17 protein-coding genes are annotated in these 21,506 nt (G+C 40.6%); 6 read left to right on the top strand and 11 right to left on the bottom strand.

The features are described 5' to 3' along the window. Nucleotides 1-614 precede the first annotated feature (614 nt). Nucleotides 615-1,373, top strand: a complete 759-nt coding sequence (locus tag ACIQXU_RS18055) for an alpha/beta hydrolase (protein WP_402991436.1) — start codon at nucleotides 615-617, stop codon at nucleotides 1,371-1,373. Between the two features lie 78 nt (nucleotides 1,374-1,451). Continuing rightward, the gene (locus tag ACIQXU_RS18050) at nucleotides 1,452-1,625 is read left to right on the top strand and encodes a CsbD family protein (RefSeq protein ID WP_402875643.1); all 174 of its coding nucleotides are present in this window, start codon (nucleotides 1,452-1,454) and stop codon (nucleotides 1,623-1,625) included. Nucleotides 1,626-1,724: 99 nt separating this feature from the next. On the opposite strand, the gene ACIQXU_RS18045 is transcribed toward ACIQXU_RS18050, so the two are convergent. The 5 genes from ACIQXU_RS18045 to ACIQXU_RS18025 all read right to left on the bottom strand — a co-directional run bounded on the left by ACIQXU_RS18045 (nucleotide 1,725) and on the right by ACIQXU_RS18025 (nucleotide 9,051). Next, nucleotides 1,725-2,867 (bottom strand): PP2C family protein-serine/threonine phosphatase, encoded by a 1,143-nt coding sequence (locus ACIQXU_RS18045; RefSeq protein ID WP_402959216.1) that lies wholly within the window; start codon nucleotides 2,865-2,867, stop codon nucleotides 1,725-1,727. 278 nt (nucleotides 2,868-3,145) lie between these two features. Next, nucleotides 3,146-3,979: a CheR family methyltransferase gene (locus ACIQXU_RS18040; protein ID WP_402991434.1), complete on the bottom strand. Its 834-nt coding sequence runs from the start codon at nucleotides 3,977-3,979 to the stop codon at nucleotides 3,146-3,148. Nucleotides 3,980-4,007: 28 nt separating this feature from the next. Continuing rightward, nucleotides 4,008-6,806: a response regulator gene (locus ACIQXU_RS18035; RefSeq protein WP_402991431.1), complete on the bottom strand. Its 2,799-nt coding sequence runs from the start codon at nucleotides 6,804-6,806 to the stop codon at nucleotides 4,008-4,010. Between the two features lie 318 nt (nucleotides 6,807-7,124). Next, nucleotides 7,125-8,423 carry a hemolysin family protein gene (locus tag ACIQXU_RS18030; protein ID WP_402875637.1) on the bottom strand — a complete coding sequence of 433 codons (1,299 nt, stop codon included), beginning with the start codon at nucleotides 8,421-8,423 and terminating at the stop codon, nucleotides 7,125-7,127. Nucleotides 8,424-8,619: 196 nt separating this feature from the next. Beyond that, nucleotides 8,620-9,051 carry a MerR family transcriptional regulator gene (locus ACIQXU_RS18025; RefSeq protein ID WP_402959220.1) on the bottom strand — a complete coding sequence of 144 codons (432 nt, stop codon included), beginning with the start codon at nucleotides 9,049-9,051 and terminating at the stop codon, nucleotides 8,620-8,622. Between the two features lie 488 nt (nucleotides 9,052-9,539). On the opposite strand from ACIQXU_RS18025, the gene ACIQXU_RS18020 reads away from it, so the two are divergent. Beyond that, nucleotides 9,540-9,965, top strand: a complete 426-nt coding sequence (locus tag ACIQXU_RS18020) for a DUF4395 domain-containing protein (protein WP_402991428.1) — start codon at nucleotides 9,540-9,542, stop codon at nucleotides 9,963-9,965. A gap of 39 nt (nucleotides 9,966-10,004) precedes the next feature. Here the strand turns inward: ACIQXU_RS18020 and ACIQXU_RS18015 are convergent, their stop codons facing one another. From ACIQXU_RS18015 to ACIQXU_RS18000, 4 genes are all read right to left on the bottom strand, one after another. Further along, entirely contained in the window at nucleotides 10,005-11,750 is a 1,746-nt protein-coding gene (locus ACIQXU_RS18015; protein WP_402959224.1) for an FTR1 family iron permease, read from the bottom strand. Nucleotides 11,751-11,834: 84 nt separating this feature from the next. Further along, nucleotides 11,835-13,121, bottom strand: a complete 1,287-nt coding sequence (gene efeB / locus ACIQXU_RS18010; protein ID WP_402991425.1) for an iron uptake transporter deferrochelatase/peroxidase subunit — start codon at nucleotides 13,119-13,121, stop codon at nucleotides 11,835-11,837. Further along, a complete protein-coding gene (efeO, locus tag ACIQXU_RS18005; protein WP_402875627.1) occupies nucleotides 13,122-13,964 on the bottom strand; it encodes an iron uptake system protein EfeO in 843 nt (280 codons plus the stop codon). Between the two features lie 165 nt (nucleotides 13,965-14,129). Next, a complete protein-coding gene (locus ACIQXU_RS18000; protein ID WP_402991422.1) occupies nucleotides 14,130-14,618 on the bottom strand; it encodes a MarR family winged helix-turn-helix transcriptional regulator in 489 nt (162 codons plus the stop codon). Between the two features lie 133 nt (nucleotides 14,619-14,751). On the opposite strand from ACIQXU_RS18000, the gene ACIQXU_RS17995 reads away from it, so the two are divergent. Together ACIQXU_RS17995 and ACIQXU_RS17990 are read left to right on the top strand one after the other, a co-directional pair. Next, nucleotides 14,752-16,269, top strand: coding sequence for an MDR family MFS transporter (locus tag ACIQXU_RS17995; RefSeq protein WP_402959230.1), 1,518 nt, complete (start codon nucleotides 14,752-14,754; stop codon nucleotides 16,267-16,269). A gap of 167 nt (nucleotides 16,270-16,436) precedes the next feature. Further along, entirely contained in the window at nucleotides 16,437-17,138 is a 702-nt protein-coding gene (locus ACIQXU_RS17990; protein ID WP_402991420.1) for an SGNH/GDSL hydrolase family protein, read from the top strand. Between the two features lie 42 nt (nucleotides 17,139-17,180). Here the strand turns inward: ACIQXU_RS17990 and def are convergent, their stop codons facing one another. Next, a complete protein-coding gene (gene def, locus ACIQXU_RS17985) occupies nucleotides 17,181-17,759 on the bottom strand; it encodes a peptide deformylase (RefSeq protein ID WP_402875621.1) in 579 nt (192 codons plus the stop codon). 254 nt (nucleotides 17,760-18,013) lie between these two features. Here def and ACIQXU_RS17980 point away from each other — a divergent pair, with 254 nt between their 5' ends. After that, nucleotides 18,014-19,744, top strand: a complete 1,731-nt coding sequence (locus tag ACIQXU_RS17980) for an AAA family ATPase (protein ID WP_402959234.1) — start codon at nucleotides 18,014-18,016, stop codon at nucleotides 19,742-19,744. 331 nt (nucleotides 19,745-20,075) lie between these two features. Here ACIQXU_RS17980 and ACIQXU_RS17975 read toward each other — a convergent pair whose 3' ends face one another. Further along, the gene (locus tag ACIQXU_RS17975; RefSeq protein ID WP_402991417.1) at nucleotides 20,076-21,422 is read right to left on the bottom strand and encodes an MFS transporter; all 1,347 of its coding nucleotides are present in this window, start codon (nucleotides 21,420-21,422) and stop codon (nucleotides 20,076-20,078) included. Nucleotides 21,423-21,506 lie beyond the last annotated feature (84 nt).

The raw sequence follows: 21,506 nt of genomic DNA, 5'->3' as shown, positions 1-21,506 counted from the left end.
CACTCAAAATTTACGTTGGCGCTTTGTTTTGTTCAGTTTTCAAAGAGCAATTTATCTCGTTGTTCGTTAGAACAACTTGTTTATTCATCATAACACACTATCGATTAGTTGTCAACTTCTACGAAGTTTTTAACTTATTTTTAATCGCTGTGTTTTTCAGCGACCATTTCATCTTATCATTTTCTTTATAAGAAGTCAATAGTTTTTATTGTGTCATTTCTTCTAGCCATTCAGCTATAAGCGATGAAGTTTTGCGTTTGTTTTCTTAGTGCTTATTTATATTAATCCTTTTTTTCATAAAAGTCAACGGGTATTTTATAAATTCCTTAGAAGCTTGTGCATCCCCTTTTCCTCTGCTGATTCCAAAGAGATCTACAAGAGATTTTGATTAGTACTATATATAGAAGGAAGGCAACTCTCTATGAGCCCTAAACTCCTTTAACACTCAGATTCAGCCGATTCTTGGCATCTCCTGACATCACCCTATGAAAGGTACAAACTAATATTGACTTGGTGAATTTTCTTATGTTATCATTTAACCAAGTAATATAATCGGAATAGTCATTTTTTATATCAAGTAAACGAACGATAAGAATAGTAAAGGAGATGGTCACATGACAGTTGCAAAGGTTATACCAGGAGCAGAATCATTCTTCTATCCCGGGAACTCTATCGGAATCCTCATTTGCCATGGCTTCAACGGAACCCCACAAAGCGTAGGGTATTTAGGTAAAAGTTTGGCCGCCAAAGGTTACACCGTCTACTCACCTCGCTTACAGGGTCACGGAACACATGAGTTTGAAATGGAAACGATTCCTTACCAAGAGTGGATCAAGGATATCGAGACTGCCTATAAAAAGCTAAAGCAAACCTGTACGCATGTGTTCGCAATGGGGCAATCTATGGGTGGTGCCCTTGTTTTGGATTTGGCAACAAAAGTAGCTTGTGATGGAATAATGACAATCAATGCTGCCCTTCAAGTCCCTGAATATGAAACCTATCGCAACCAAACTGCTCCGCGTTTCATTACAGAAGGGGCTCCTGACATTAAAGACAAAGATACTACAGAAATCACTTATGATCGCGTACCTATCACAGCTATTAATCAGTTGCTTACTATTATGGAACATACGAATGAACAACTCGAGGACATCAGCTGCCCTGCCCTCATCTTCCATTCTCCCGAAGATCATGTTGTCCCATCTCAATGTTCGGACCGAATATATAATTCCGTCAGTTCCCATAGCAAGGAGTTGATCTCCCTTACTAACTCCTATCATGTTGCTTCGCTTGATTATGATAAAGAATTAATCGTGGAGCGTGCTTATCATTTCATTAAGAAACACAGCAAAGATATTACGATCGCTTCTTAAGATTTTTCTCTCATTATGGTTTACTCAAATATCCCACGGGTATAAGTAAAGTAGACAAAAACAAGGAGGTAACTCATAATGAGCGGATTATCAGACAAGATAAAAGGTACTGTCAATAAAGCAAAAGGTGAAACAAAAGACCAAGTCGGAAACGCTAAGAATGATCCTCACTTACAAGCTGAAGGAAAACTTGATAAATTAAAAGGTAATGTCCAAGAAGGAATCGGCAAGGTAAAAGATTCCCATAGATAAGGTTTTAGAAACCACAATTACATGCCTTACGATCACGACAAGTAAACCCCCACCTATAAACAGAAGAGGCTGCAGATTATTCTGCAGCCTCTTTCTTTATCAAGTAGCTTGGATTACGACCACACACATATCATCAGGTTGGTCGAGATGGAGTTCAGCAGGCATGACCAGATCAATCGGAGCATTTCCCTCGCAATCCAACCAATCCCGTGAAACGACTTCTTTTATTTCATCCAGTCCATCCGTTCCTTCCCTATCGATTGCCTCCATGACTCCATCGGTAAATACAAGAATTTGAATTCTATCTTCATAATGAACAATCGTTTTCTCCACTTTCATCTCCGTGAAGAAACCAACAGGACATGTCCCCTTTGAAAGGGACAACACTTCCCCATCATCCATCAAGGCAAAACCCGGTGGATGACCTGCATTTACATATTCCAGAGTTTTATGTTCTGTATCAATCACCATATAAATGGCAGTGAAATAATAATGAATCGGGTTTTCCTTTTTATTAAGGACACTCATCCAATGATTCATTTCGTTTATCACCGCAACGGGATCCGTGTGTTTTCGGATGGCATCCCTTAGAACAGAGGAAATAAACATACAAACAAGTGAAGCCGATATTCCATGGCCCATCATATCAAGTATAATGATTCCGTACCGTTTTTCATCAATCCGGTGCCAATAGTACATATCTCCGGCTAATTTATTTGCAGGGAGGTAAGATGCTTTTATTGTTAAGTGATTATCTACCACCGGCTCACTCAATAGACTGCTTTGCACTTGCATCGAAAGGTCTAATTCATTCCGTATTTTTTCTTCCTGCATTTTATGCCAGTCTTTTTCATATTTAAGCCTTAACCCTACACGGATTCTGGCTAATAAATCAATTTTGTTAATAGGCTTCATAATATAATCGATTCCACCAACATCCAGAGCCTCGGCCACTTTGTTTGAATCTTCAAGTGCCGTTACAAAAATCACCGGTATGTCTTTTAGGTGTGGTATGTTTTGGAGTCTTCTACAAGCCTCTATTCCATCAATTTCAGGCATCATAATATCAAGTAGTATAATATCAACAGAAGTCTTGATTGGCTGAGGATTGTCCACTTGTAGGTAGTCAAACATTTCATGCGCTGACTTCAATGATAGAAAATCCGTATAGCCAGCTCGCTTAAGAATTTTCTCTATAACGAAGAGATTAACCTGGTTATCATCTACGATTAAAATCGTCATTGCTTTATTCCCCTTTTGGCTTATATCGAGCGGCACTTTTATCTTTTATCATGTACTATATAATGCAAGGCTTTCCTGAAAAAAGAATTCCGAACTATATTATATCTTACTTATGCTACTTTTTAAAAATAAGAATATCTGTGGCAAAAAAGCACAGACCTAACTAATTAAATGTACCCGTTTTTTCAGACACCTAAACTTAAAATATAGTTACATTCAAAAAATTAAACTTTGATAACGAAAAAAGGAGCTCGCCAGGTTTTAGCGAACTCCTTTTTTTATAATTTTCTATAAATCTTCTCTCTTGCATCAAAGTCCTTATACACTTCTGAAAAAGAAGAAGTACGAATGGATTCCTTACTGCCAACCGCAAGAAAGCCGTCCTTACAAAGACTGTCATAAAATAATTGATTTACATAAGTCTGTAATTCTCCAGTAAAGTAAATCATTACATTCCGGCACATGATGATATGAAATTCATTAAATGAACCATCCGTCACGAGATTATGCTGGAAAAACACAACATTTTTAAGCAGGTTTGGATCAAGATAAGCATTTTGATAGTCCGTCGTATAATACTCCGAAAATTCCCGTTTACCGCCTGCTTGTAGATAATTCTTTGTATAAGACTGCATGCGATTGAGGGGTAAAATTCCCTTTTGAGCATGTTCTATTACCGTTTCATTCATGTCGGTTGCATAGATTTTCGCTTTATCGTAGAGCCCTTCTTCTTTTAGCATGATGGCCATCGAAAAGGCTTCTTCACCAGTTGAACAACCAGCATGCCAGATACGGATTTCAGGAAGTTCCTTAAGCAGTGGAACAAGGTTCGTTCGAAAAGCTTTAAAGAAGTCAGGATCACGAAACATTTCCGTAACATTTATTGAAAAGTCATTCAGAAGTTTTTCAACAAATCCTTTTTCATATAAAACCTTTTCAATCATTCCACTCGCTCTTCTTATATGCTCTAATCTCATCCGATTTTCGACTCTCCGTTGTATGGAAGATCGCATGTACTTTCTGAAATCAAAGCCAGAGACTGAATAAACGGCTTGCAAGAGCAACTCAATCTCTATATTTTCTCGTTCTTCAATCGATAGTGTATCCTTCATTCCATTAAAACCTTCCTTACCCGTACTATTAATTCGTTAGCCATACGCGAAGAACAGACAGTAACTGTTCCAATTTCAATGGTTTACTTACATAGTCAGATGCACCGGCTCTTATACATTTTTCCCTGTCACCTTTCATCGCCTTAGCGGTTAAGGCAATGATTGGGAGATTATCAAACTCATTTTGTTCACGGATTCTAGTCATTGTTTCATAACCATCCATGCCTGGCATCATGATATCCATTAATATGGCATCTATACTCTTTCCTTTATCAAGGATTTCCAAACATTCATAGCCATTTTCCGCTGTAAGGATTTCCATGCCCTCATTTTTCAGAGCGTTTGTCAAAGCAAAGATATTACGGCGATCATCGTCCACTACCAAGACCGACTTGCCGCGGAAAGGATTAGCGTTCTCTTGTGAATCATCATCAAGTATCACCACATCTGGTTTCTCGTCCACTACGCTAGCGGGAGTTCCTTCATGGCTGGCCGCTGCCACTTCCGGGGAAGCAGCAATCGCTTCTCCCATGTTTTTAAAGCCTTCTGGCATGCTTGGAATGAAGAAGGTGAACGTACTGCCTTCACCCTCTTGGCTATCCACTATAACCCATCCGCCTAGTAATTTAGCAAACTCGCGGCATATGGAAAGTCCAAGTCCGGTACCGCCATATTTCCTCATCGTCGCTCCATCGCCTTGTTGGAACGCTTCGAATATTAATTTTTGCTTCTCTTTCGAAATTCCAATGCCCGTGTCCTTCACATTGATTTCAACCCAATTGCTCGCACCTTTCGTTTGAATCCATTGTGCGACTTTTTCTTCGTCAGCCTTTTTAATCTGAACAGAGACTGAACCTTTTTCGGTGAATTTAAAAGCATTGGACAACAGGTTTTTAAGAATTTGTTGGAACCGCTGTTCATCAGTGAAGAAAATATCAGGTACATCCTTATCTTTTCTAACGATGAAATCGATATTCTTCTTCTTCGCTACGTGATCGAAGTTTCGATGTAACAATTCCGGTAACTCACTCATATTCATTTCCTCAAAGACAACTTCAAGCTTCCCAACCTCGACTTTTGATAAGTCCAGTATGTCATTGATGAGCGTTAATAAATCCTGACCGGACGAATTAATGACACGGGCGAATTCCTTCTGTTCCTCATTCAATTTACTGTCATTCGTGTCAGATAGCATTTCCGACAGAATCAAGATGCTATTAAGCGGTGTCCGTAATTCATGGGACATATTGGCCATGAATTCGGATTTGTATTTTGAACTTAGTTTTAATTCTTCTGCTTGTTTTTCAAGATTTAGTTTGGCAATTTGAAGCTCTTTTGATTTGTCTTCCGTTTCACGGTTTCTCTCTTCTAATTGCTCGTTAATCATCCGCAATTCCTCAGCCTGTGTCTGCAGTTCCTCTGATTGGGCCTGCATTTCTTCTGACTGGGATTGCAATTCTTCTGATTGAGCTTGTAGCTCTTCAGTCTGTGCTTGTGACTCTTTCAATAGGCGTTCAATTTCCATTCGTCCTTCGACATTGTTGATTGTAATCCCCAAAGTGTCCAAGACTTGAGTCAAGAAATGTTTCTGCAATTTAGAGTAATTCTCCAAGCTTGCCAATTCGACCATAGCTACCACTTCATCCTCAAAAATGACGGGAGCAATAACGATACTTTTAGGGTTTACTTCACCTAACCCTGTTGTAACCAAGTGGAAGTCTTCGGGAATCTTCTCAATGAATTCTATTTTTCTTTCAAGGGCGCATTGGCCAATCAAGCCTTCCCCCATACGGAATTCACGTCTTCCCGCACCTTCTCCATCGCCTGCGAAACTGGAGATTTTTACAAAACGCATATTTTCCCCTTCACCGCGTCTGATATAAAACGCCCCAAGAGACGCCCCCATCATCGGTGCAAGTCTGGTGATGAACCTGTCAGCAAGCACTTCTACATCAACAATGCGTTGGTACATGGTCGCAATATCAGCAACTCGGGTTTGTATCCAGTTGCGCTCGCTAATTTTCTCAGTGAACTCTTTTTCCTTACGATTATACGTTTCAAGTGATACGGCCATTTCATTGAAGGAACGAGCGATATCGCCTATTTCATCATTTGTGCGAATAGGAATTCTCGGTACAACCGATAAATTTTTAAAATCAATATTGTTGATGACCTTCGTAATGGATTGCAAATCTTTTGATGTGCTGCGTATCATCCATGCGACAGTCAAGGAAATGACTAGAATACTAAGGATGACTGCGAAAATAGTGAAATTAATCATATCTTCATAGGTTTGCTTCGCATTACTTAACGTATCATTCATAACACTTTCTTGATAATTTTTAAAAGCACCCATCGTACTGATAACCTTTGTCCGCTTATCCCTTTGATCATCCATTAGCTCGCTAATGTCCGTCGTTGGGTTTTTCGATTGTATGTTTTGGATGATTTGTGCCTCGGTTATAGAGTATGTGGCATATTGTGTTTCAAACTCTTTCAATAATTGCCTTGCCTTCGCTTTATTTAACGTACCCGACAATTCAGCGATTTGCGACTCAATCAGGCTGTGGTTTTCATTGATGACTTTAAGGCTTTCCGCTCTTTCTGCCTTGTTGGCCTCATTTGCCGCAAATAAAATTTCACGGTCTGACTGTGTAAACAACTGGCGTATTTCCATCGCGGCAGAAACTTTATAATAACGGTCCTCCACGATTTCAGTCATACTGCCTTTTAGATTATTGAGTGTAAACACCATAAAAGAAAGGAGTATAGCTAAAAAAAGCAGGATTAAACCGAATCCCAGCATTTGTTTTCTCTTAAAACCCATTTTACCCACCCGCCTTTTTTCATTATTTATAGTAAGCGAATATTATTTACCACTCCAAATATATGAGCCTATCCCTTACATTCCATCCTATTTAACTTGCATTTGGTTATGCAGCAAGATTTAATGTCCACTCCCTATTTTATCATTCTTATACAGTAAATAGATACCTTGAGCGTCACTTTTCCAACATTTGAATGGCCATTTCAACCAGAATCCTACCTTTGAACTATCCTAAAATCCGGCATTTTTACTGGGATACCATCTTCTAACCCAAACAAAAAAACCGGACGCTACACACGCCCGATTTTCCACCTATGATTATTTGATTTTTTTTACTTCAACATATAAAACATGATGGCCATCCATCTCTGTGACGGTAAAATTATATCCTTCAAATTCAATTTGGTCACCAACGGCAATTTCAAATCTACCTGTCAGGAACCATCCTCCCAAAGTATCTATATCATCTTCAGGTAATTGGATGGCAAGGGTATCATTAACATCTTCAATTAACGTCTTTGCATCAAAAACATAATGTCCCTCATCTACTTTTTGGATAAGTGGTCGTTCATCCTGGTCAAATTCATCACGGATTTCCCCGACGATTTCTTCAAGTATATCTTCCACCGTAACTAGACCAGCTGTACCACCATACTCATCAGTCAAAACAGCCATATGAATCCGTTCCTTCTGCATTTTCAGAAGCAAGTCATGGATAGGGATAGTTTCCAGAACCCGTATCACGGGTGTAACGAAACTATCCACCGTCAATTCCGAAACATTCTTCTCGGTGATGGTCGCTGTATAAAGACGTTTAATATTGACCATTCCCACTACATTATCCTTATCACCATCTATGACAGGGTAACGTGTATACTGTTCTTCTTGAATGAGCTCCACAACTTCCAATAGTGGCATTCCTATTTCAATAACGGTCATTTCCGTTCTTGGAACCATGATTTCATTGGCATTACGCTCATCAAATTCAAAAATTTGATTTACATATTTATATTCCGATTGATTGATCTCACCACTTTTGTAGCTTTCCGATAAGATAATCCGCAGTTCTTCTTCCGAGTGAGCCATTTCAGTCTCGGAAGCCGGCTTTAATCCAAACATGCCTGTAAGGACACGTGCCGAACCATTCAATACCCAGATGAATGGGTATAATATGCGGTAAAAAAGAATCAATGGCTTAGAGAACAGTAACGTTATTTCCTCAGCCTTTTGAATCGCAACCGTTTTTGGCGCAAGTTCACCAATAACAACGTGTAAGAATGTAACGGACGCAAAAGCAATCACGAAAGAAAGAATGTGACTTAACGATTCCTCGACACCCCATCTATGGAAGAGGGGTTCAAGAATAGCCTCCACTGTGGGTTCACCCAACCAACCCAATCCTAATGCAGTGACTGTTATCCCCAGTTGACATGCAGATAAATACTCATCGATATGTGAAATCACTTTTTTTGCTGCCAGTGCACTTTTATTTCCCTCTTCAATCAATTGATTGATGCGGGAACTTCTGACTTTAACGATTGCAAATTCCGAGGCAACAAAAAATGCGGTTAATGCTATTAATACAGCTACTGCTAATAATTTTATAAATATCTCCAATATGTTCGGGTTTACCACCGATTCCTTATCCTAGTTACATGAAAAGAATCAATAGTTCAGTCCCAAGCACCTCCTGTATAAATGGTGATTTCTATTATGTCAAACGAAATATGAATGTCGTATCCTAAACCATTTAGTGAAATGCCCTTAAGAGTAATATGCACCTTCGTGCAATAAACTATCGGGATAATTTTCTTTAAATTAACAACACTAATAATGATTGAATCAACGCAATGCTTTCATGAGAAACCTGTTTTTTAAGAAGAAGTTCATTTTTTCCATCCTTTTCAATCAGGCTAATCACTTCCCGCAATTCCTCATTCAAGCCATCCATTTTACTTTTTAGTTGAAGTCCCGTTTCCTCGATTTCAGTAAGGGGCTTCGCATTTGGTTTTACAAGTTCTTTTATCTCTTCCAAAGAAAAGTTTTTTCTTTTATATTTCTCAATAAGGCGCAATCGCTCAAGTTCCTCAACTGAGTAATAGCGGTAGTTAGAGGCGGAACGTTCTGCTTTTAGCAGACCCTTATTCGTGTAATAGTCCACCGTTCGCTTCGTAACATTTGCCATGCTTGCCAGCTCACCGATTTTCAATGTCTCGTTCCCAATATAACCCCTCCCAACCGTCACGTGATGGTTTTGGCCTTCTGGAGGACTACTCCATATCCTACCGTGACATTTTCACCTATTCTCTAATCCTACAACATTTCTATTCTTTTGAAAAATATTTATTATGGATTACCTAATAAATATAGAAAGGCATTTACCTATACCCTTCTATATAGACAAAAAAACCGACTATCATGCAATAGCCGGTTTACTATATTTTTATGATAATCGATTATTTTTTTGTTTTTGTTGAGAATGGATTACTCAGTATTTTGGGACCGCATTGGCATAAAGAAGAGTGTTTTAATCTTTTTATTGGTGTACCGCATGTTTCACAAACTTTTGCTACCATCATACCGTCCTCCTTTTTATTTCATATTAGTATTATACTACCTCTCTTATAATAATCAATACTAAATTAAAATAATTATAAACTAAAAAATTCCTTCCCAAATCATGTATAAACAGATAAAATAATATAAAACTCATCAGAAAGGTTGGTTTTTAATTTGTCAGATAAAATCCATCCCATTCCGCGTCCTCTAGTCCGAACAAATCAGTGGGTCATATTTTTAAGCGTAGTCCTCGCTTTAGCAACCGGTCAAAAATGGATACTGGCCATACCTTTAGTAGCGGGGCTATCTGGTCTTCTTTTACATTTTAATCCGGTTATGCGCCTTGCAAAGCTCTTTCTGAAGAAGGACCCCTCTAAATACATTCCTGAAGATTCTGCACAGCAACAGTTTAACCAGGTTATTGCAGTGGTTTGCCTAGGTTTCGGCTTACTCTCCTTCTTACTGGGCTTCAACGTTATCGGCTATGTGCTAACCGTAATGGTCGGGATGGCCTCATTTATTGCCATCCTTGGATTCTGCATTGGTTGCTTCATCCTTTATCAATGGAAACAATATACTTATCGCCGTTCTCTTCATTAAAAAGGGAGGCCTGACATGATTAATGTCAGGCCTGCTTTTTTATGCAACTGCAGAATTATTCTTTTTAACCCAAATCGCAGCCACTATAATCAGGAGTAACAATACCATTTGAGGTACTATCGTTTCCACTGTCGGATAAAGGCCGATCCATTCAATGAACGGGAACGTGTGAAGTGTATGCGTCTTAATCACTTGAGAAACTTGAAGTGCATGGATGGAGACACCAAGAATCTTAAATGCCAATGCATAGATGAAAATCGTCGCCACTTTGAAAAAGACCGTCATCGGTAGCTTAACGCTGTAACGGAGCATGACGAAACCAATGACCATCAATATCAAGCAGGCAATCAATATCCCGGTCAATAGCTGTTTCAGTTCCATATACGGAGCCATTCCGGCATAAAAGATGATCGTCTCCGCTCCTTCTCGGAAAATCGATAGGAAACTAATTAACGCAAAAGACAAGATACTGCCTGTTGCAATAGCATGGTCCATTTGCTTGCCGATATAACGGTTCCATGCATGGATGTTCGATTTACTATGAAGCCACATTCCGATGGTCAGCATCATTAGCACCGCGATTATGCCCGTGATTCCTTCAATATACTCCCGGCTTGAGGCAGCGGTAATCTGTGAAAATACAATATTGATAATAACGGCAAGGATTGCACTTGCTGCCAAGCCAGCCCCGACGCCAGACCAAATCCACTTTTGTTTGTCTGCCTGTCCAATTTTCTTTAGGAAGGACAACAGTGTTGCCACGATAAGGAGAGCTTCCAGTCCCTCACGTAAAAGAATCAAGGCCGCATCCCATGTCGTATAGCTCGTATCATCAATTAAAGGAAGGAGTCGTGCATGTAAATCGGAAACGATTTCTTTCGCTTCCTTTGCTTGTATCTTCTTCGATTGCAGTAAGCTAATGGCGGTTGGTACCTTAGTCTCCATGTCACTGTACAGCTTACTGTCCCTCGTAGAAACTTCTCCTTCGACATTTGGCCAAATCATTAATACTTCATTCAACTGGTCAATTGCCGAATTGATATCGTTTCCTTCCATATCCTTAACACTACTTTGTAGAAGGTCTGTTACATCGCTCAACGTATAAGTCTGCTGGTCTTCTTTTTCTACCTTGCCTTCCAGAAAGCCTTGAATTAGCCCTTTCAGTTCGTCAAGATTAGTTCGTGCCTTTTCTGGATCTGGAGGATCCTGCGTGATGGCTATCCGAACAAAGGCCATATAGGTTTCCATCTTACCGTACGAAGCAACACTTTCCTCCCGTACTACAAGTTCCGCATTATTCCATTGATTGAGGAGGTTTTGATACTGACTTTTAGCTTTGCTGAAGTCCTCTTCGCTAATCGTCGCATCTAAATCATCGATTAATGGAAGTAACGCTTCTAGGCGATCTTTATAATCGGTTTTATCAACCGGATTTTCTGCCGTATCATACTGAACAAGGGCACTTGATAAAGCGGATAACTTCTTTTTCATTTCTCCTGCGTCTTCTTGATTATTCACAGCGTTTTTCAAAGACAGTAATGAATCGTCAACTTTTTTGGCATCCTCACTGTCCGTTTTTATCACATTCCAGTCCTTTTCAAAAAGAGAGAGATTACTGGAAACCGATTCAAGATCTCCAGACTTCACTTTCATTAGGCTGTCTCCAATATATACGAAAAGCTGATCGTGATTTTCCCCGGCTGAAACACCTGGTATAGCAGACATTAAAAATATGAAACTAGTTAATAAAACGAACAATCCCGTTCTCCATTTAAAAACAGACATGACAAACTCCCCTTTTATGATAAAAACCGCCAACCCGGATTCCCATCCATGCTGGCGATTTTATGGTCTCTCATTTTACTAAATTCATCCGAAAAGGGACTCCCCGATATAGCCACCTTTTTTTACACCCGGCAAGCAAGCAAATATAGCGCTCCCCCGGTGGATGATATATTCATTTAACTTATCATTCTTTGAAAGACGTTCTTGCATCGGGATAAATTGTTTACTTGGGCTTCGTTGGAAACAAATAAACAGAAGCCCCGCATTGAAGCTTCCAGTCTTAGGATCCATTCCATCAGCATATGAATAGGGACGTCGCAGAATCTTAGCTGTTCCATCACCACGGGATAGGATCATATGGGAGTTTTCAGGAATGACCCGATTTCCGTTTTCATCCTTAACATGTTCATCAACCGTATCGAATTCATTCTTCATCCCTAATGGGGCACCGCTGTCACGATGACGACCAAATGTATTTTCCTGCTCTTTCAACGTGGTCCGATCCCACACTTCAATGTACATTTGAATTCGGCGGACGACCATATAGCTACCGCCTGCAAGCCAAGAAGGGCCATCCCCCGGCTTTACCCAGACATGTTGGTTCATCTCACTGCTTTTCTTCGTATCCGGATTCACGGTTCCATCTTTAAAACCAAACAAATTACGAGGCGTCGTTTTTTGAGAATCAGCCTTTTTCGTACGTTGAAAACCTGTTTGAGCCCAATGGATTATCGTCTTTCCTCTACCGATCCTCACCAGATTCCGGACGGCATGAAACGCAACCTGGAGATCGTCTGCGCAGGCTTGAATGCAAATGTCCCCTCCACTCCATGATTCTTCTAAGGCATCTAAAGAAAATGAAGGAAGATCTTTCAATTCGGCAGGTTGTTTAGACTTCAAGCCAAAGCGGTCTTTCCCATTCTTCGTAAATAGACTAGGACCTACTCCAAAGGTGATCGTCAAGTTAGAGGGGGATAATTCTTCTACTTCCCCTGTATCTTTTGGTGGCATGCTCCTGTTCGAGGAAGCTTCGCCTACCGATTTGCCAGATGTCATCTGGGCCGCCGCTGCTGTCCAATCTTTAAATAATTGAATTAAGTCTGACCTTTTTTCGGATGTCACTTCTAACGAAGCAAAATAAAGATTATCCTGAGCTTCTGTAGTGATTCCCGCTTGATGAGGCCCATAGAAAGGGACAGTATCATTCGTTTGTCCCTTTGCCTTTGAGTCAGATAGAGCTAGCATCCCGCCTAGGCCCGATGCGCCTATTACAACTCCAACCCCACCGATGCCAGCTGTTTTCAACATATCACGACGGCTTACCTTTTTGGAAAAAAGTGAAGTTTCGTCATTTGATATTTGTTCTTTCAATTAAGACTCCTCCATTACAATTCCTATTTGCGAAAGTGGCTCAGCTAAAGCGTCGATAGCCTGGCTTAATGATTTAACCTCGGATTTTGTTAAATCCGTATAAGAAACGTATCCATCACCATCTTTATGTTTTTCAAGCAAGCTGTAAACTCCGGCAAAACGCTCTTTGATTTCAGTTGTAAGCGCCTCGTCTTTTTCCTTAAGGGCAGGTGTCAATAATTCATATATTTTTTCAGCGCCCTCTACATTTGCAACGAAATCATACAAATCCGTATGAGAATAGCGGTCTTCTTCTCCAGTCACCTTGGATGTTGACACTTCATTAAGTAAGTCAACGGCCCCAGTGATTAACACATCAGGTGTTACTTCTACTGTTTCCACTTTAGCACGCAACAAATTAACGTCCTTCATTAATTGTTCAGCATACTCTTCATAACCCTTTGTTGTGTTTTCTTCCCATAACCCCATCTCAATTCGGTGGTATCCGCCCCACTCTTTTTCCTCAACATCACCCTCACGCGCATCGATTTTAGGATCAAGATCTCCAAAAATTTCAGCGATAGGTTCAGCGCGCTCATAATGCATGCGAGCCGGTGCATATAACTGCTTCGCTTTTTCAATGTCTCCAGACGTTACTGCCGTCGTGAATTCTTCCGTCGCTTTTACAAACTCTTCTATTTCACCTATCGCAAATTCCCGATAGTCGTTGGATACACCATCCAGCGCACTCGCACTTGTCTCCTTAGCATCCACCTCTGCAGGCTTGGTTTCTTCATTTTTCTGCGAACACCCAAATAATAGGCTGGTTGATAATAAAACGGCTAAGGTTGCTTTCGTTTTCATACTCTAAACTCTCCCCTGAAAATATATATTAATTCTAGATTTATATTAGCAGTAGTGAGAATCATTATCAATATATATTTTGTTCCAATTTACATTTCAGTTATCAAGGTAGACCATACTTTTATAACCTTATTTGGTGAATAGCTTATGGGGACAAATAATTACTTATTTCAAGAACTCTTTTCGTTCTTTCATTAATATTTCATTTTCTTTTTCCATGATTTTCGTAATATCTTCAATAAATCGAAGAATGATCGTGAGTTCTTTATCTTCATAGGACGTGCAAAGATCTTTTGTGGCTGCAGATAGTGAATGATAATGTGATTTAATCTGTTCTTGCCTTGATGCTATGGGGACAATCTTTACCCGTCTACCATCTATATGATCTCTTTCCCTTTTTACATAGCCCGATTTTTCAAGACGGTCGATGAGCGTCGTGACCGAGCCTGTGCTCAACCCTGTAATCTTCGCCAGCTCTCCAGCTGTAATAGGGCCCGTTTCATTCAATATTTCAGCAGTCTTTAAATCCGTGTGAGCCACACCTATTTTGTGAGCCATATTCTGTTGGAACAATACAGACCTCATTCCGTACCTTTGCAGGCTCCGGGTTAAACTCTCTAAAAGGTCTGAATTCAACCCATTATCGCTTGACATAAAATGCCACCCCTTTTACACTTGAATTTATCTTGATAATCAAGATAAATATTTAGTTTCCATAATAGTGATTATCATTCATTCATGCAAATGAATAAACGAATTGTTTCATAAAAAGGGAGGAAAAAACATTTTGGAGAAACAACCAAAACATCAAAAGTTTATAGTTGCCGGACTGTTATTGGGAATTTTGATGTCAGCAATGGATAATACGATTGTTGCAACCGCCATGGGGACGATTGTTTCCGATTTAGGCGGGTTCGATAAGTTTGTCTGGGTGACATCGGCCTATATGGTCGCCACGATGGCAAGTATGCCGATATTCGGCAAACTCTCCGATATGTACGGTCGGAAGCGATTTTTCATTTTTGGGCTTGTCGTCTTTTTAATTGGGTCTGCCCTATGCGGCATGGCTCAAAGCATTGTCCAGTTAAGTATTTTCAGGGCCATTCAGGGTATTGGTGGAGGTGCCTTGATGCCAATTGCCTTTACCATCGTCTTTGATATTTTCCCACCTGAAAAACGTGGGAAACTTACCGGTCTTTTCGGGGCTGTATTTGGGGCATCTAGTGTATTAGGTCCTCTATTAGGAGCTTATATTACGGAGTATGCCAGCTGGCATTGGATTTTCTACGTCAACGTTCCAATCGGCTTCATCTCGTTATTCTTCATTCTTCGTTATTACAAGGAAAAGGCCAATACGCATGAACAGAAAATCGATTATAGCGGGGCCGCGACTCTCGTTATCGCTGTCGTCAGTTTAATGTTCGCCCTCGAGCTTGGTGGCGAGTATGGATGGACTTCATCTCCTATCCTTGCTTTGTTTGCAAGTTTTGTCGTGTTTTTTGTTTCATTTTTCTTTTTCGAAAAAAGGGCCAAAGATCCCATTATCTCATTATGGTTATTTAAAAGGCGGTTATTTGCAACGTCTCAGATCTTGGCAATCCTATACGGCGGAACGTTCATCATTTTAACTGTGTATATTCCGATTTTCGTGCAGGCTGTTTATGGAGGTTCGGCTACCAATGCAGGGTTAATCCTAACCCCAATGATGCTGGGGTCCGTTGTCGGTAGTGCTATCGGGGGAATATTCAATTCCAAGACCAGCTTCCGCAACTTAATGACGATTTCCGTCGTTTGTTATTTTGCAGGAATGCTATTATTAGGAACGTTAACCCCGGAAACCAGCAGGACACTACTAACGTGTTATATGATTCTTACTGGATTCGGTATGGGCTTCTCATTCTCCCTTCTACCGATCGCTTCCATCCACAACTTGGAACCGAGGTATCGTGGGTCTGCCAACTCAACCAATTCATTCCTCCGTTCGTTTGGGATGACATTAGGCGTTACCATTTATGGGGCGATACAGAACAACGCCTTCACAAGTAAGATGGCGGATGCCTTTAAAGGAATGCAAGGCGGGCCGGAAACGTCCGTTCTTACGCAGGATCCACGTCAGCTATTCCAGTCAGATGCGCGTGCCCAAATTCCAGATATGATCCTGGATAAAATCGTGTATGCCATGTCTGATTCGATATCATTAATCTTCACTTTAGCCCTGATTCCTATTGGTTTGGCAGCAATCGTTGTTTTCTTCATGGGAAAAGCAAGAGTGGAAACGTCACCAAAGGAAAAACCGTCACACTGAATGTTTAAGCGCTGGATTTCCAGCGCTTTTTAAAGTTTTCATTAAAGAAAATCGGGTATCCTTTTAATAAAACAACATTCTTTCAAGAATGAAAAATTTTAGTTTGCCGAAATACAATTATGCCACTAAAATGATAAGTAACACATTAACCGATCGAGGTGAAAATTTTGAGAATTGTCTGTTTTGGAGATAGTTTAACAAGAGGTATCTCCTACGTTAAAGGCCGGCTTCGTATCATTAAAGAGAATTACCCAAGCTCTTTAGCGAAGTTGACAGAGTCCTTGCCATTCGTTGAAGTTTTGAATAAAGGCGTCTTTAATGACAATTCTGACTTGCTAGTTAGCCGTGTCCAGAAAGATGTCATGTCAGAAAATCCCGATATCGTATTGATAGAAGTCGGTGGTAACGATTGTAATTTCCATTGGGAGGAAGTCGCAAAGAATCCTGAAGGAGACCATGAGCCTATCGTTCCGATTGAACGGTACCTTGAAAATATCACTCAACTCGTCAAACAAGTTCAGGACAAGCATGTCACACCCTTTCTTTTAACTCTTCCCCCACTGGATCCCGCCAGATATTATCGGTCGATTGCCGATCGATTCGGACCATCCATCGGACATTTTGTCTCTCAAGTCGGTGGGATTGAGCATTGGCATGGCATGTATAACCGCCAGTTAAAAAAACTGGCCGAGGATTTGAAGGTTCCATTGATCGATGTGCGTTCTTATATAAAGTCTGCCGGTGATCTGGAACATTTAATCAGTGACGATGGCATTCACCTTACGTCAGAAGGATACCAGCATATGAGCAAGGCCATATTCAGTGATTTACAAAAGCATTTGACAACGGAAACACTGTCACAACCTTAAACAATCAAAAAGGCAAAGCATGGGGGCTTTGCCTTTTTACCATTATAAGCTCTTCACTTCCACATTTTCTGGAAGCTTGAAAGGATTTTCGGAATTGATTCGGTCATAAAACATCATTCCATTTAAATGGTCCAGCTCATGTTGAAAAACAATCGCTGCAAATCCTTTCAATCGCATCTCGATTTTCTCTCCATTGCTGTCCAATGCTTTAATTTTCACCCGCTCATAACGTGGCACATATCCTTTGATATCACGATCCACAGAAAGGCAGCCTTCACTTTGAGGTAAGTAAATCATGGATGCCGAATGGCTGACAATTTTCGGATTCACTAAAGCATATTCGTAGACCTTTCCTTTTTCATCTGGAAAATACATAACGAACATTCGTTTATTCAGGCCAATTTGGTTGGCTGACAAGCCTACCCCTTCTCGTAAGTGGTACTTCTTTTGAAGTTTAGGATCTTGGCTGTTTTTTAAATACTGCATCATGCATTCTAATGTTTCTCGGTCTTCGTCAGAAATTGGCAGGCTAACTTCATCAGTCACCTGACGCAGAATTGGATCGCCTTCCCGAACAATATCCTTCATCGTAATCATATAATCCCTCATAAATTTATTCATAAATGTTCAACTCATCTACCTTTATATTTTTTCATCACTAAGACCATTTCACTTTAGCATTTCATTTTTAAAAAGTCTATCATGCAGGTTAACAACTGGATGTCCACTATCCGACTCAGTCCTTAGGGAAAAGCGGCACCCATCACATAAATCAAAACATGGAAGTATTTACCTTTATTTTTAGGACTTATGACCTATGGTTAACGCGTTTAAAAATTTTATACTGAATATATATTCTTAAAGGAGATGAAATATTGAACTCGAACTCAAAATTAGTTTCGAAGTTGCTGCCGTTCATAACGGTGTTCATTGTGATAATTGGTGTTATATCTTGGTACGTTGTGACTCAGTCAAAAGAAATGGTCGTTCCTTTCTCGTCCGTTGAAAAGACCATTCAGGCCCAAAATGGTGCCCTCGTCTCTATTGAAGAAAAGCGAAATGGAACACTTCATATCACTACACCAGAAGGTAAATATGTCTCTAACATCCCTCCGAACAGTCAAATGGTCAACAAACTAGTCGAAACTTATAACGTTCGCTATTCATTTTCATCGACAAATAAGTCTGCATTATGGATTTTAGGCGGATTGCTGGCGGCACTAGTCACAACCGCAATTATTATACAGAAGAAATCAAAAGGCGGTTTACGCGTAAAAAGCAAGAAACAAAATATCTCTACACCTAGAGCACTTCCCGATATAACCTTAGCCGATATAGGTGGTTTGCAACCCGAAATCAAACAAGAGATCCTGCAAACCCTCACCACTCTAAAAGAACCGGAGCGTTCAGCTAAAATTGGGATCAAGCCTCCACAAGGCATCTTACTATACGGTCCTCCAGGAACCGGGAAAACATTATTGGCACAGGCCATTGCAAAAGAATTGGGCGCCAACTTCTTTTCGACTAGCGGTTCGGCCTTCAATGAAATGTTCGTTGGAGTGGGGGCAGCTCGTGTACGTAGCCTTTTCCAAAATGCCCGGAAACAATCACCTGCTGTCATTTTCATCGACGAAGTGGACGCATTGGCCGGTAAACGGAAAGCCCATGGTGGGGAAGAAGCTGAAAAAACCTTGACGGAACTTCTTGTCCAGTTAGACGGAGGCCATTCAAACGAAGGCATTCTATTCGTGGCAGCCACAAACAGAAAGGACATGCTTGATGAGGCATTTCTTCGTCCAGGCAGAATCGATTTCTCGTTCCAGGTGCCGATTCCCGATACAAACGGAAGAAAAGAAATCATTGCCATTCATACAAAAGGGAAGAAACTGGCGGCCGATGTCCTTTCTTCCTTGGATGAATTAGCTGAGAGTACATCCGGGTTCTCCGGGGCGGATTTACGTTCCTTGTTTGAAACAGCTTCTCGTCATGCGCTACGTCATGATCAGGAAATGATTCGCAAACAAGATCTTGATTACGCGATTGACCGGACCATTCTAGGGGCTACTTCCCGAACGTTGAGCGATATGGATACAAAGCGGCGGGTGGCCATTCATGAAAGTGGACATGCCCTGATTGCTGCCCTCACTAAACCGGGTTCTGTTCGAAAAGCGACCATCATCCCTCGTGGCGAGGCCCTTGGGTATGTGGCTCCGATTCCTAAAGAACTTCATTTAGCTACGGCAAGTGAGTTGCTAGATCAAGTGAAAATGATTTTAGCAGGCGGTGTCGCAGAAAGAATGTTTCTTGGTGAACATAGTGTCGGAGTTGGTGGCGACGTTCAACAGGCAAAGCATTTACTTGAACAGATGGTCGATACGGGCATGTTGCAAGACGGCTTCACCTTAACATTCAATAAAGGTGAGAAAGAACAAAAAATGCAAGCCCTTTTCACCCAGGCCATTCAAGAAACGGAAAAACTGATCGAATCAAACCGTCCACAATACGAAGAGCTTGTAGAGGTCCTGTTGAAAAAAGAGACGATTGACGGCACAGAGGTCCAAAATATAGTGGATGTACAAGAGCCAAAGGTTCTTTCGTTTTCATAAGGTCTTAATATATAGGCAAAGAACCCAATCTGAATGTTCAAATTGGGTTCTTTTTTTGATGGTCCTTGGTCTAGCTATGAATAATGACCGGATTTTTCCTACTTTTATGACTGCATCCCATTGAACAATATTTATTTGATGCAGTTCTTGGTTTAAAGGGTCGATTACATGATTCACAATGTCTTATTGGATATTTTATATAAGCCTTTCCCTTACACGGTTGAGAGCAATACTTAGCATCTGCATTATAGCTTTTGAATGTCTTGTCACATACTTGGCAAGTATACTCAGCCAAAATCCCATCCCTCCTTTGACGCGATCAATAAAGTATTCAAATAATCTTTTGATATCGTTTGGGAGAAGAGAGTTCAAGATTCATGGTGCTATTATATTTATTTTGGACAAGACTAATGGAGATCGCCGCAATAAAAGCGGGAATCGCAAAGCTGAGGAAGTTTATATAAATAGGCAACTCCCACTCGATTAACAGCCCACCGATTGTTGGTCCCACTATAGCCCCAAACCTACCTATACCTAATGCCCACCCCAGTGCTGTCGACTTTATCTGTGTCGGATAGAACATGGAGATATAAGCATTGTTTAAATTTTGCGATCCAATTGTCGCAGCCCCTGCTATTGCCACCAAAACATATAGAAAGAATGACCCTGGTTTAAAACCGAGGAGGAGCAAGCAGACCGCGCCTATACTGAAGTAACTGATCAACACTCGTTTTGAGCCAATTCGATCTGCTAGCCAACCCCCGCATACCGAACCGACGATTGCTCCAATGTTCAAGCAACAAAGAAACAGCAGGCTGGAATTCAACGGATAGCCTGCTTTAATCATCAGTTGAGGCAACCACGTACCCAATCCATATACCATCAGCAATCCCATAAAGCATGCGATCCAAAACATGATGGTGGATCTTCCACGGCGATTCTCGAAGAGCTTTACCACTGGAACACCGGAAGTTGATAAATTCATGATAAATCGATCTGCATCATGGGGAACATAGGAGGGATTTAAACGAGCCACTATTCCCTTCGCTTTTTCATATTCTCCCTTTTCCACATAATAATAAAGGGATTCAGGTAAAGATTTAATTAAAAAGGGAATGGCCAATAATGGAATGGCCCCTATGAAAAACATCCATTCCCATCCCAACTCCGGAATGACCTTCATTCCGAAAAGAGAGACTAATATACCGCCAATCGAATATCCGCTGAACATGATACCCACCATCATATTCTTAATCGGCTTGGGAGAATATTCAGAGGTGAGCACCACCAATAACGGCGGAATGCCGCCCAAACCGAGTCCTGCAAGAAAACGGTAAATCGCAAAATCTACCGGTCCCCTCGCTAAACCTGTCAATAAAGTAAACGAGCCAAAAATAGCAATACAAGCTATGATTACTTTCTTTCTCCCTACTTTATCCGCTACGATCCCGCAAATAAGTGAGCCTATTAAACCACCTACCAACGTCAAACTCCCTATCAATCCCAAGATGCCCGGTGCGGTCCCCCATTCTTGACTTAAGGTTGGAATGACGGCTCCATAAACGACTAGATCATATCCATCGAAAAGGATGAGAAAAATACACCATAGTAAAACAGTTAAATGAAAAGAGTTAAACTTACTCCCTTCTATAACCTGGGCAACATTAATTTGTTTCACATTTCATTCCTCCATCAGTAATAGGATCTATACCAGATTCAGGCCAAAGGCCATTGTTTTTATCTCGTCCCTTCTAAGCTACGT

The sequence above is a fragment of the Peribacillus sp. NPDC097284 genome, from assembly GCF_044761765.1.
In the GTDB taxonomy this organism is placed as follows: Bacteria; Bacillota; Bacilli; order Bacillales; family DSM-1321; genus Peribacillus.
The sequence above is the reverse complement of the archived record's forward strand: the minus strand, read 5'-3'. Positions and strand labels throughout refer to the sequence as shown.

Bases quoted from the DNA above. Each gene is read 5' to 3' on its own strand.
- ACIQXU_RS18055 (WP_402991436.1), top strand. From the start codon at position 615: ATGACAGTTGCAAAGGTTATACCAGGAGCAGAATCATTCTTCTATCCC.
- ACIQXU_RS18050 (WP_402875643.1), top strand. From the start codon at position 1,452: ATGAGCGGATTATCAGACAAGATAAAAGGTACTGTCAATAAAGCAAAA.
- ACIQXU_RS18045 (WP_402959216.1), bottom strand. From the start codon at position 2,867: ATGACGATTTTAATCGTAGATGATAACCAGGTTAATCTCTTCGTTATA.
- ACIQXU_RS18040 (WP_402991434.1), bottom strand. From the start codon at position 3,979: ATGAAGGATACACTATCGATTGAAGAACGAGAAAATATAGAGATTGAG.
- ACIQXU_RS18035 (WP_402991431.1), bottom strand. From the start codon at position 6,806: ATGGGTTTTAAGAGAAAACAAATGCTGGGATTCGGTTTAATCCTGCTT.
- ACIQXU_RS18015 (WP_402959224.1), bottom strand. From the start codon at position 11,750: ATGTCTGTTTTTAAATGGAGAACGGGATTGTTCGTTTTATTAACTAGT.
- efeO (WP_402875627.1), bottom strand. From the start codon at position 13,964: ATGAAAACGAAAGCAACCTTAGCCGTTTTATTATCAACCAGCCTATTA.
- ACIQXU_RS18000 (WP_402991422.1), bottom strand. From the start codon at position 14,618: ATGTCAAGCGATAATGGGTTGAATTCAGACCTTTTAGAGAGTTTAACC.
- def (WP_402875621.1), bottom strand. From the start codon at position 17,759: ATGAATAAATTTATGAGGGATTATATGATTACGATGAAGGATATTGTT.